10 protein-coding genes are annotated in these 12,614 nt (G+C 59.7%); 6 read left to right on the forward strand and 4 right to left on the reverse strand.

From position 1 onward, the window contains the following. Positions 1-167 precede the first annotated feature (167 nt). Positions 168-1,550, reverse strand: a complete 1,383-nt coding sequence (locus ITJ64_RS11590) for an HNH endonuclease signature motif containing protein (protein ID WP_194680963.1) — start codon at positions 1,548-1,550, stop codon at positions 168-170. 55 nt (positions 1,551-1,605) lie between these two features. Next, a complete protein-coding gene (locus ITJ64_RS11595; RefSeq protein WP_194680964.1) occupies positions 1,606-2,613 on the reverse strand; it encodes a hypothetical protein in 1,008 nt (335 codons plus the stop codon). A 285-nt stretch (positions 2,614-2,898) separates the two neighbouring features. On the opposite strand from ITJ64_RS11595, the gene ITJ64_RS11600 reads away from it, so the two are divergent. From ITJ64_RS11600 to ITJ64_RS11620, 5 genes are all read left to right on the forward strand, one after another. Next, positions 2,899-3,219, forward strand: coding sequence for a nucleotide pyrophosphohydrolase (locus ITJ64_RS11600; protein WP_194680965.1), 321 nt, complete (start codon positions 2,899-2,901; stop codon positions 3,217-3,219). Continuing rightward, positions 3,206-4,996, forward strand: coding sequence for a DUF2075 domain-containing protein (locus ITJ64_RS11605; RefSeq protein ID WP_194680966.1), 1,791 nt, complete (start codon positions 3,206-3,208; stop codon positions 4,994-4,996). The genes ITJ64_RS11600 and ITJ64_RS11605 overlap by 14 nt, the downstream gene beginning before the upstream one ends. A 239-nt stretch (positions 4,997-5,235) precedes the next feature. Then, positions 5,236-6,195 carry an ATP-binding protein gene (locus ITJ64_RS11610; RefSeq protein ID WP_194680967.1) on the forward strand — a complete coding sequence of 320 codons (960 nt, stop codon included), beginning with the start codon at positions 5,236-5,238 and terminating at the stop codon, positions 6,193-6,195. A gap of 36 nt (positions 6,196-6,231) precedes the next feature. Beyond that, entirely contained in the window at positions 6,232-8,595 is a 2,364-nt protein-coding gene (locus tag ITJ64_RS11615) for a S8 family peptidase (protein WP_194680968.1), read from the forward strand. A 400-nt stretch (positions 8,596-8,995) separates the two neighbouring features. Further along, positions 8,996-9,946, forward strand: coding sequence for a NaeI family type II restriction endonuclease (locus ITJ64_RS11620; protein ID WP_194680969.1), 951 nt, complete (start codon positions 8,996-8,998; stop codon positions 9,944-9,946). Positions 9,947-9,954: 8 nt separating this feature from the next. Here the strand turns inward: ITJ64_RS11620 and ITJ64_RS11625 are convergent, their stop codons facing one another. Further along, positions 9,955-10,155 (reverse strand): hypothetical protein, encoded by a 201-nt coding sequence (locus tag ITJ64_RS11625; protein ID WP_194680970.1) that lies wholly within the window; start codon positions 10,153-10,155, stop codon positions 9,955-9,957. 332 nt (positions 10,156-10,487) lie between these two features. Continuing rightward, complete coding sequence (locus ITJ64_RS19365; RefSeq protein ID WP_194680971.1) at positions 10,488-10,982, reverse strand: very short patch repair endonuclease; 495 nt, start codon at positions 10,980-10,982, stop codon at positions 10,488-10,490. Positions 10,983-11,061: 79 nt separating this feature from the next. Between ITJ64_RS19365 and ITJ64_RS11635 the strand changes: the two genes are divergently transcribed. Further along, positions 11,062-12,318, forward strand: a complete 1,257-nt coding sequence (locus tag ITJ64_RS11635; protein ID WP_194680972.1) for a DNA cytosine methyltransferase — start codon at positions 11,062-11,064, stop codon at positions 12,316-12,318. Positions 12,319-12,614 lie beyond the last annotated feature (296 nt).

Consider the following 12,614-nt stretch of genomic DNA (forward strand, 5'->3'; position numbering starts at 1 on the left):
TCCGTGCCGGCAGGCCGCTGTCGACCCAGCCATGACCATCGAGGGCAAGCGCGCAGCGCGCGGTAGCCCTGCGCTGCAGGACGTTCGGCGGCCGTCCACGGATGCTGCCGCGCGCTTCGCGCTTGCCCTCGAAGACCGTGGCCGGTCAGGACGGCGGGCGCGCCGGATCAGGCGGCCGGGCGGTGAATGGTGCGTCGACGCGTGGTCGGGATCGGTGTCTGCTCGGTATCGATATACCTCGGCGGAATGAGGTGAGGCACCCCGGACTGCATGGTCAGCTTCCACGCCGCCTTGTGCAAATGCGAGTGATGGAAGTGGCAGAGAAGAACGCCGTTGTCGATGTCGGTTCTTCCGGGCGGATGATCGTCCGAGACCCATTCGTTCGCATGGTGTGTCTCGCAGAACGAGGGTGGCCGATCGCAGTCTGGCCAGATGCACCCGCCGTCCCGCGCCGCGAGGGCCCGGTTCTGCGCCGGAGTGAAGAGCCGCTTCGTCTTGCCGTGGTAGAGCACCTCGCCCCTGTCGCCGAACAGAGTCGCGGCGATGGGGGAGTGGCAGCGAAGCTGCGCGACGGTCGAGGCAGGAACGGGCTCATCGACGCCGTCGATCCATCCGACGCCACGCCCGGCTTCGAGGTCCTCGACCGAGATGTGCACGTTGACAGTCGCGGTCGCTCCGTTGATGCGCGGCATGTCGTCGGCGCGGGTGGCGCGCGCAATGAGTTCGGTGATGGTGTCGGCGTTCTTCTGCGCCTGCGTGCGGGTGTCGGCGGCTACCACTTGGGCCACGCGCTCGTCTTCATCGAGAAACCGGGGCCCGGTAACGCGCGGGCTCAGCATCGCCTGGATGCTCGACATCCACACGCCGCCCTGCTCGGGCGTGAGCGCGAACTTCCCCCGCACCATCCCGTCCGGTGCCTGCGCGATCGTCAAAGACCGCTGCATCTGCAGCACCTCATCCCGCGGCTCGGAACCGTCGGGGTCGAGCACCTCGCGAAGATGGATGGCGGCCCTGAACGTCTCGTCGGCGGTCAGTCTGCACGCGATCGTCTCGTCGACGAGGGTCTGCTCGGCGAGCGCCATCATGTCGGCGGAGCATCCACGGTCGGCGAGCCCGTTGCATTGATTCACGATGGCCGCCGCCGCCTCGACGCCAAGCACCCCCTCGTTGAGCCGTTGCCCCACAAGCGGGAACGGCGCGGGCCCCTCGCCGCCACCCAGCAGCACTGCACCCCGCAGCTTCCGCCCCAGCTCGAGACGCGCCTTACACTCCCGCGTAGAAGCCCCGGTGACGCTCGCGACGAGCGTAGTCGGGCTGGTGAAGTTCTGACGCCGGCTCAGACCCTCGTCGCCGAGCTCGCTGCGCGACCGCAACCCGACCTCGCCGGCGGTTTGCACCTGCCCCGCAGACGCTAGTCGTCCGATCGCCTCAAAGTCGGCCATGACCTCGAGCACTTCCTCGTCGGTCAGAACCGCAAGCCTGCTGACAGCACTGCCCAGCGCAACCCGGAGATCGTTGGCGATCTCTTTCAGCTGGTCGTCTGTTTGCATACTGAGATTCTATCAGGAGTTCCTGATGAAAGCTCGAAGAGTTCGACGAAGGGGATTACTGTGCCTTCAGTTGTTGCACGGCACGAGCGAACAATTCGGTCGGCGCTGAAGTGACAAAGTCGATGCCCGCCGTGTGAAGTTCAGCGCTTCGCCTCAGTGAGCTCTTGCTTGTGTAAACGAAGATCGGGACTTTCGATCCCTTCTCGAGGAGCTTTGTGTTGAGATCCAAACCCGCGCTTCGGTTGTACCCAGAACTCTCGTTGCGACCCAAGTCAGTGATTATCAAACGATAGTTGCGTGACTCCAGGAGACTAAGGGCTTCATCGGTAGATCGGGCAAGATCAACGTCGACCCCTATCACCCGAAACGCCTTGACTGTGTCGAGGATGTTCTCCACATGGTCGTCCACCCAAAGAATCGGGCCCGACAAATATGCCTGATCCGCGAGTTCTGCGGCGTGAGTGGCCTTTTTGTCGATGGATTCTTTGCTGGTTTTCGAGCCCGCTGTCTCTTCCGCGTCCGCCAGAAATTCTGCCGCCCGCCGGCCCGCCTGCGACAGCTGAATAGCGTCTGATTCAGTCGACTCCACCATCGTGCGCAAGATCAGCCGGGCCCACAAGTAGCTCATCAAGAAACCGACGCTCGCGCCGTACACGACCACAGAAATCGCGACTGCCGGCGCGTTCGGAAGCGACAATCCTGTGGCGAGATAGCGCCCAAGCGCAGCCAGCGCCCCCGGCAAGGTGGCCACCTGCACAAGGGTCGCACCGATGATGATCTTGGTCAGCCAGTCCGAAATCTGCTCGAGGCTCGAGCTTGCGGCGAACCGACCGGATTCAGCTTGTGCGGATTGCTCTTTTGTCTTGGGCACTCCGAATATGAATCCGACAATGGAGAATGCTGCCGCCGCCGCGAACATATAGCCGACAAGCAGAAATGCGACTCCCACATTGAAGTCGGACGCGCTGAGCGAGAGTGCGATACAGATCGCTATGCCGGCGCCTAGGGCAATGGCTAGGGCGATCAGGATGCCGCCGCTTGGCCTTGTCGTTCGTTTGACCATCACTGCACTGTCCCTTTCGCTCGGCATGCGAAGGCTCGATCAGGCGGCGAGGGGTAGTCGTCGTTGCTGTCGCTCTACGCTTCCCCATAGCTGCATCGCGATGTGGAAGAACAGCAGCGTCCGGTGGCCGAATCATATGAGTGGTGTGTCAACGGCCACAAGGCCTCTGACAAGTTCTCGTGCCGCGCGGCGGCGGCCTGCGAGAGAGCAACGAGAATCTGTCACCTAAAACCGCGTCGATGTGCAATCGGATTCGCCCCACCTCGCCCCTGCTACCCTCACCCCATGGCCACCCCTTCTGTCCATGACGAACTAGCAACCTTCGCAGCCGAACGCGACTGGCCCCAGTTCCACACCCCCGAGAACCTGGCAAAGAGCATCTCCATCGAGGCGGCCGAACTCCTAGAACTCTTCCAATGGTCCCCGGATGCGGACGAGCACCGAGTCCAAGACGAACTGGCCGACGTCCTCACCTACGCCTACCTCCTAGCCGCGAGACTCGGCAAGCACCCCGACGACATCGTCCGCACCAAGCTCGAGAAGACCCGCGAGAAGTACCCGGTGGAAAAGTCCCGAGGCAACGCCACGAAGTATGACCAGCTCTGAGATCATCCGCCTCCCCTTCGACCGCGCCGAGCTGGCCGTCTGGTCGAGAAGTGGCGACAAGCGCGTCTCCAACTGGCCGGTCGTCTACATCCTCGACGACGATACCCAGACCGCCGCCGGCAACAAGAAGCGAGAGCAGCGCCGCAAGATCTACGTCGGCGAATCGCTCAACGTCGCCGCCCGCATGCGCCAACACCTCGCGAGCATCGAGCGCAGCCACCTCACCAACCTCCGCGTCATCATCGACGACACCTTCAACAAGTCGGTCTGCCTGCACCTCGAGTCCTACCTCATCGAACTCCTCAGCGGAGACGGCGCCTTCGAGGTGCTGAACCGCAACGACGGAATCGTCGACGCCGACTACTACAACCGCGCCTTCTACCAAGACCGCTTCGACGAGATCTTCGACCAGCTCAAGTTGGCCGGCGTCTTCACCCGCACCATCCCCGAGATCATCAACAGCGACCTCTTCAAGTTGAGCCCCTTCAAGTCGCTCACCGACGACCAGGCCTTCGCCGTCGAGGGCGTCGTGAAGAGCCTCTTCGACGACCTGCGCAGCAACGACCGCAGCACGACGGTCATCCAGGGCGACCCCGGCACCGGCAAGACCGTCGTCGCAATCTACCTGCTCAAGTTGCTCGCCGACATCCGCTCGTCAACCGACCTCGACGCCCTCGATGACGACGGCGACTCCCTCTTCTCCGAGTTGTTCACCGACGAGCACGGGATGCTCCTCCGCGACCTGCGCATCGGTTTCGTCATCCCGCAGCAGTCACTCCGAAAATCGGTGCAGAAGGTATTCCGCAAGACCCCCGGCCTCGACCCGGCGATGGTGATGACGGCCTTCGAGATGGGGGAGTCGGAGCACGACTTCGACCTCCTCATCGTCGACGAGACCCACCGCCTGAACCAGCGAGCCAATCAGCCGGCGGCGACCCTCAACACGAAGTTCCGCGACATCACGACGAAGCTCTTCGGCCACGACGACACGTCTAAGACGCAGCTCGACTGGATCAAGGCCCGCAGCACCCACCAGATCTTCCTGGTCGACCCCGCCCAAAGCGTGAAGCCGGCCGACATCCCCATCGAGCTCCTCCAGCAGCTCGTCGTAGATGCCAAGGCAGCTCATCATCACCACCCCCTCCTCTCGCAGATGAGAGTGCGTGCCGGTTCCGACTACGTTGGCCATGTGAGACGGATGCTCGGCGCCGCAACCGAATCTGGCCCACAGCCGCCTGCTTCAGTCCCCGACTTCGGCGACTACGACTTCCGAATGTTCGATGACGTTTCCGTGATGCGCGCGGAGATCGTGCGCCGAGACCGAGAAGTCGGCCTCTCACGCCTCGTCGCGGGTTACGCCTGGGAGTGGAAGACGAAGGGCAACAAACCAGGCCACGACATCGAAATCGGCGACTTCCGGATGCGCTGGAACAGCACCCAGACCGACTGGATCGCGTCGCCGGGTTCGCTCGACGAGGTGGGGTCGATCCACACTGTGCAGGGCTACGACCTCAACTACGCCGGCGTGATCATCGGCCCCGACCTCCGCTTCGACACCACCACCGGCCGCATCGTCGTCGACCGCGCTTCGTACTTTGACAAAAAGGGCAAAGAGGCGAACAAGGCGCTCGGCCGCGTCTACTCTGACAACGACCTGCTCTGGTACATCCAGAACGTCTACGCGGTGCTGCTCACGCGAGGCATTCGGGGGACATACGTCTACGTCCACGACCCGGCTCTCCGAGAGCGCCTGCGCCAGTCCATGCGAATCCACTGACGCGTCAGATAGGCGGCACGTGAGCATCGACGTCGTGTGCGACGGCAAGCACGCTCAGTAGCACTTCGTCACCACCTTCATTGAGCGCCTCAGCGTGCTGGATAACAACGGGGCAGTGGTTCCAAGGGCTACCATCGTGAGACACACGTCGTCGATACGTACGGCTCCGGCTGGAAATGTCCGGGGGCTGCTATAGGGTGCACACAATTGACTGAGAACGCAAAGAACGGAAGAGTGTCGTGGCGACTGGAGAGCTGCTTACCGAGCTAGTTCGGGCGCACTACAACGACGAGTCTGCCCGTTTCGGTGCTGTTCTAGGCCAGGTTATTGCAGCTGAGTCGCGGGCTGGGCACACCCAGGTTGCACGTAAGCTGCGAGAGTTGAGGCTGACGAGTGAAGACCGGACACCGAAAAGGGCCGTTCCTCTAGCTCGGACCGCAAAGAACCTTTCAGATCTGATCGACATCGGATACAGCGATTCTCGCCTCTCGGACCTAATCCTGAAGCCTGAGACGATGGCGCGCATAGAGCGAATCGTCGTGGAGCAGAGAAAGAAGAGCCTTTTTGAGGATCACGGGCTCCGCCCGAGACGGAAAGTACTTCTGCACGGTCCTCCAGGGACAGGAAAAACACTCACCGCGGCAGCATTAGCGGGTGAACTCAAGTTGCCCTTCGCTCGGGTCCGACTTGAAGTGCTTTTCAGTCGATACCTCGGTGAGACAGCCTCGACGCTCAACGACATCTTCAGTGAGGCCGGTCGGGTCAAAGGGGTATATTTGTTCGATGAATTCGATGCGCTTGGAAGCCAGCGCGCCGATTCGAGTGATATTGGCGAGATGCGCCGTATCGTCGGCACGTTCTTACAGCTTCTCGACTCCGATGAGAGTGAAAGCATCTTCATCGCTGCCACGAACATTCCAGCAAACCTAGATAGCGCTCTGTTCCGACGGTTCGACGACGTAATTGAGTATGACGGTCCCGACCACGAAGCGCGCGTCCAGCTCATTCGGCGAATGACTAGGGCCGAGAAGTTTCCCCTTCCGGCTCTCAAAGATCTTGCAGCTTCAGCTCAATCTTCATCTTTGGCTGATCTAACGGCCGCAGTCAACGAGGCGCGAAAATCGGCGTTGATCGCTGGACGAACCCAAGTATCTGCGAGCGAGATTGCTGATGCAATTGCGGAGCGCGTGAACCGGTAGCTCTTACTAATCGAGCCAGGATTTCAAGGGAGAAACATGGCAGACCTGCCGCACATTCGGATCAGCGCGTCGCGATCAGATAGCTACGGCTCGCCCCGTCGAGGGAATACTGCTCCCGCTCCAGCGCGGGATCGGCTGACGCATGCCAGCTACGTCGGTAACTTGCTGGAGGGTCTCGAGAATGAGATTCACGACCGGAACCTGACTGGTGGCCTGGTTCTTGCATTCAATGGTCCTGGACTAGAGGACGAGGCGACTCGTTTGGGCGATAAGCGAACAGGCAATGAGGTGCTTGCGATCTCACCGCTTGAAACGGTTCTGGTTGGAAGCCGCGGTGATCTCTCCGCTCTCCAGAAAAAGGTCTTCGAGTATCAAACGGAAGAAACCCCGAAAGGAAGGCCGAAGCACGAGCAGTTGGTGGCACGCATTGAGACTGCTCGAATCGCTAGTGTCCTGGATCTTTCGTTCGGCGAAATCGACGATTCAGAGATCGACAACGGCGCCGTCTATTTTGTCGAACTATGGCTCGGCTTCGATACGGAAGCAAATAGTGACCGAGCTAGATTCGCAGCATTTCTGGAGTCGGCAGAGGCTGACCAGGATTTGCGCCACATTTCAACGTACAAAGGTACGGATCGAGATGTTCACCTAGTAGCGATCCGCGGCAGCGTTCTCCTCGGACTCCCTGTCCGGATGCCTTATCTTGCCGAGATACACCTTCCGCCCATGGTTAGGCTCCGCGAAGTGGCAGGACAGATCGAGCTATCTAAAGGTCTGCCGCCCGTGTTGGTCCCGCTTCAACTTACGGTGGCAGTGGCGGTCCATGACACTGGGTTGGACCACCTCCACCCTCTCCTGGCTCCCGTCGTCCTAGGGACAGATTCAGCAGTGCCGAATGGTTCGCCGCTCGACTGGGACGGCCATGGCACCCGAATGGCTGGCTTGGCGGTCTACGGAGACCTTGCGAACCAAGTCCTCGATTCCTCGCTGGTTCCGGCCGCGGCGCTGATTGCGGTGGAGTACCTCGAGCCTGGGGAACGTGGCGATGTTCTTTGGGCCGAGCGAACTCAACTCTCAGTGGAGATCGCCGAGGACCTCGGACGGGATCATCGTGTCGTGCACAGCATCAGTATGGGTGCGCCCAACCCAAGAGAACACGAAGCAACCAGCTGGTCGACCGCAATTGATCGCGCCGCTTGGAACAATGGGGAAGGCCGACTTATCGTGGTGGCAGCAGGCAACATACCTCCCGCCCCCAGTTCATCACAGTATCCGTCAGAGAACCTCGCATCGACCCTCTCGCAGCCAGCCCAGGCATGGAATGCAGTCACGGTCGGAGGAGTGACGGAGCTGTCTACGTTGTCCCCCCGTGACGTCCAGCTTGGTGCAAGCACACCCCTGGCCGCACCGGGTCAGCTGAGTCCATTCACCTCTGTCGGACCAGCGAGGATATGGCCTAGCAAGCCAGATGTTGTCGCGGAAGCAGGAAACACGGCACCCGACGGGTCAAACCCAAACCCAGGATTGATCGGACTTTCAGTTCTGACCACGGCAGCGCGGACGATCGGATCTGATCTGACTCGAGCAAATGCCACGAGCGCGGCGACCGCTATTACAGCGAATGCGCTGGCCCGGATTTGGGCAACCTACCCGGATTTCAGGCCGGCCACTATTCGAGGTCTGCTTATTCACTCCAGTCGTCCTACGCCTTCAGTTGTCAGTCAGCTTGACCCTGCAGACCTGCGTCGATCCATCGGTCACGGCTCGTTCAACTGGTCAAGAGCCGCTCTAAGCTCCGAGAGCAGACCGGTGATGGTCTACGAAGGATCGCTTCAGCCGAAGATCATCAACTTCGATAAAAGCGTCACCAGGCAGGTTGTGCTGGTTCAATTGCCCTTTCCCGCGAGTGTCCTGCGAGATCTTGGGTCGGAACCCGCGGAATTGCAGGTCACCTTGTCTTACTTCGTCGAACCTTCGGAGTCCGAAAGAAGGTCAAAATACGCCGGTGTGCGATTGCGGTGGGACATGCAAGGTCCTAACGAAACTCCGGAAGAATTCGCAGCGAGAATCAACGCCCTCGCGAGGGAAGAGGATCATGTCACGCATACCTCCAGCTACAACTGGAATCTCGGCGCTGACGGTCGATCTCGAAGCTCCGTACAACACGATTGGATGGAAGGCCCTGCCGAGTCCTTTGCCGGTGACCGACTGATTGCGGTGTACCCGGTCTTGGGATGGTGGGACCGGCGGAAAGGGTTTGAGCAGCGGACAGTCGACTTCTCATTGGTCGCTTCGCTCGAGATCTTCTCTGATGTGGACATCTACGCCCCCATATCAGCGGCTCTGGATATAGATCTCGACGTCGAAATTGACGCTGAAATTGAGATCGAGACGGTTTAGCTACTAGTTTGCATTCCCGTAGTCATGCGGACTAAGTGAGTACCGCGCCTGGGGTGGATTAGGGTCACCGACCCGGTGGGTCGCACCAAAGGCCTCCATAACCCTTTCGCACTGTCTTGAGCGCTTTTGGGCAGCTGGACGGAGAATTTTCGGGCTGCTGATCGTCGATGAGTCGCATCGCCTGAACCAGCGCGCAATCAGCCGGCGGCAGCACTGAACATCAACTTCCGCGACATCACGACGAAGCTGTTTGGAGCGGCCTCCCGGATGTTCTCCCACGCGCGACAACGGTGGCAGATGAGTTCACCGACACGGAAGGGATCGTGACGATCGCTGACGCGTCGGTTCGCGACACCTGGGCCACCTGGTCCTGCGGCAGCACCATCGATAGGCTCGCACCGTGTCACTCGATAACCAATACCGCGAATCTGTCGTCGACCTGCCGTTGGACGATGTTGCAGAAGAGCTCGTTGGGCTAGACCCTGACGGCACCCGCTGGGCAGGCGTCATTCGGCACACGTTCGACATGATCTACAACGGTCAAGAAACCGGTCGGTATAAGTGGGACCAGTTGATGAAGACTGAAAAGACCCACTTCGGATCTCTCTTCGAGATCAATGCGCAGCGTGAGTTCTCGTTCCACGGAGGCGCGAAGCTGGACTATTTCATCGCGGGCTACGAGGTCGATGCCAAATGGAGCCAATCTATGGGCGGCTGGATGCTTCCACCGGAAGTATTTGGCGAGATGGCGCTCATTGGCACTGCGAACGATCACGCTTCTCAGTGGTCTTTAGGGCTCGTGCGCGTAACGGTCGAGAACCGTCGGGAAAAGACCAACCGGGATCAAAAGAGCCAGCTGAGTCCGCTCGGCAGGAACTCCATCAGGTGGCTATGGAGAGACGCTGAGTTGCCGCCGAACGTGCTGCTGCAGCTCCCAGCAGAGGACGTGAATTTTATCCTCGACCCTCCAAGCGGGACCCAGCGGTTGCATCGTCTCTTCCGCGCGGCAGAGGGTCGAATAGTCCATCGCACCACGGTCGCTACTGTCGCGCGCCAGCTGGATGCGCAGAAGCGGGTACGCGGAAACGGTGGGTCGCGCTCAGTGCTCGCTCCTGAAGGCATAGTCATCCTTAGCGGGAAGTATCACGCGCATATTGCCCGGGAGCTTGGCGTTCCGGTGCCATCCACTGCCGAATATGTTTCGGTGCGATTGGTGCCATCAAGCGACGGGTCAGGCGCGGTAATCAACGGGCAACGTTGGCGAAGGGCGGGAGTGGGTGACCGAGTGATCGTCCCCGCACCGACTCTGCCGGAGCGCGGCACGCTTGAGGAGATTGACGGTCAGGTCTGACGGATCGCCTACGCGCGTACGTAGTGTTCCAGCGCTTCGCGCACTATATCGGTGAGCGACTTCCCTTCTGACTTCGCTTTCGAAAGTGCCGCCCGGTACAGGTCCTCAGAAATCCTGAAGGACTTCACGGGCGTCTTTGGCTGATTTGGCATGAAACCCATGGTGTCATGACATTGGCTGTTGCGGGGTGTCATGACGTCGATTACCATGGTGTCATGACACCGACAGAGCGAACTATTAGCGTCGAGGTCTCTGCGGAGCTCTGGATAGCTGCCCAACTGAAATCGGTACGAAGCGGTCAAGAGCTGAGCGAAGTCCTGGCTGATCAGTTGACGGCTTATGTGAACGAGAAATCATGACTACCAATCCTGAAGCTCGCCGGAGATGGCCCGATCGCCTTTATCGTTGTCGGAACTGCGGAATTCGTATCGCAAAGAACGAGAGAGTCATGCCGTGGAAAGCCTGCTCCGAGGATTGCGCGGATGACTTGTGGATTCGGGCAATGGTCAAGATCGATGCTCAAAAAGACTGCGGCCGAGAATCAATCGACACGAATCAATAATTCTTTGGGTTTCAGCCCTTCCGTCGAGAGCGATGCTGCATGGTCAAGGACGCGCTCAATTCGACCGACCGCAGCCTCAATGCCGACGTGCTCCCAGATCCGGATTACGACCCAACCTTCGGCATTGAGCGCTGCGTTCGTAGCGTCATCCCGCCGAGCATTGTTTGTGAGCTTTGGGTTCCAGTAAGCCTGATTAACAGTGGGTCTCCGCCCATGTGTTGGACACGAATGCCAATAGCACCCGTCAATAAAAATGGCTACTTTCCGCTTCGTGAAAACGACATCTGGGCGAGCGCGGCGCTGGGCAGTGTCGATTCGGTAGTCTTTGCGAAATCGGTAGCCTCGCGCGTGTAAAGCTGACCGCAATTCAAGCTCAGGTCTGGTATCAACACGCTTGATCGCGCGCATGTTGCGCGATCGTCCTGCGGTGGTGGAGGCGACTCGCGTGTCGGAGGTATCAGTGATGATGTACATCTATTCTCAAAGTACCAATCTCGCCTCGCACTGCAACGAGAGTTCCGGCGGGTGAGCAAGTGATGGCCAGGAGTGCTGCATGAAAACTGATCTGACGGTCGTCGAAATCTGCGCGGGAGCAGGAGGACAGGCACTCGGCCTGCATAACGCTGGATTCAGCCATGCCTTAGCCGTCGAGCTCGACGCCTACGCGTGCCAGACGCTAAGGGACAACACTTCTTGGAAAGTTGCCGAGGGGGATGTGGCTGACATCGATGTCTGGGATCCTTCCGACTACGCCGGAATTGACTTACTCGCGGGCGGCGTCCCGTGCCCGCCATTCTCAATTGCAGGGAAGCAGCTAGGCTCCTCGGATGAGCGCGACCTTTTCGCCTGGGCTGTCGAGCAAGTAGGTGTGATTCGCCCCCGAGCACTCCTGCTCGAGAACGTTCGAGGCCTCGCGTCGAACCGCTTTGCTGGTTATCGACAGCGCATCCTCGATCGCCTCGCGGAGTTCGGATATGTCGCAGACTGGCGTCTGCTCCATTCGGCTGACTTTGGCGTTCCTCAGCTCCGGCCCCGCTTTGTTCTGGTCGCGATGAGGGAAGAGGATGCCGGATTTTTCCAATGGCCCGAGCCAAAGGGCCAAGTAGTCACCGTCGGCGCTGCGCTTCAAGACTTGATGGCTTCCAACGGGTGGAAGTACGCAGAAGACTGGGCTCGTCTCGCGGACGACATTGGTCCGACGCTGGTGGGTGGAAGCAAGAAGCACGGTGGCGCGGATCTTGGACCAACTAGGGCAAAAGCCGCCTGGGCCGCATTGGCGGTCGATGGCAAGGGCGTTGCAGACGAGGCTCCGGGAACGGATTGGCCACACCCATCTGTGCGCATGCCAAAGCTCACGGTCCCAATGGTGGCTCGATTGCAGGGCTGGAGTGACGGGTACGAGTGGCAATTCGCTGGGCGAAAGACGGCACAGTATCGTCAGATCGGAAATGCTTTTCCACCACCTGTTGCGGAAGCGATTGGACGCTCAATTCGATCTGCACTTCTGCACGAAGGTCAAAAACACGATGTGCTGGGTCTGAGCCCCGCTGTGCACGACCCGATATATAAGGCACTCGCGAATACAACTGGTTACGTAACGCTCGAACATCTTCACAATTTGCTAGACCCCTCAAATACTCAGGCGGTTATCGAGCGCAAACTCGCGGCTCTATCACACGATTTCGAGATTGATGTTCGTACAACTTCGTCGGGTACCTCGTATCGCCTCGGAAGGTTCAAGGGCTTTACGGGGCAGCAAGATCACGAGCGCCACCTCTACATGGAGAGGCATCGCGGGCGCATCAGTTAAGCGTTCTGCTTAGGCGTCAACTCTCGAAGCCTGGTGCGTATGAATTCCATCCGACCTGTCGAGGCGGGCCAACTAACGCAGTCGTCTGGACTGTCAATCGTGTTTCACCTCGGTTAGGCGCTCCGCGCCTCACTCTGGTGAGATCTGATCGGTGAGCGTCAAAGGCTGCAAAGCGTCTAGCGCGCGTTCGACGAGCTGTCGACCGCACGACCACCAAATGTCGGCGGCAAACGCTATTCAGAGTTATCGAGACGGTGAGCTGAACTGGAATCGGAACGCAGCCCCTACTAACAACA

This window comes from Herbiconiux sp. VKM Ac-1786, assembly GCF_015350805.1.
Lineage (GTDB): Bacteria > Actinomycetota > Actinomycetes > Actinomycetales > Microbacteriaceae > Herbiconiux.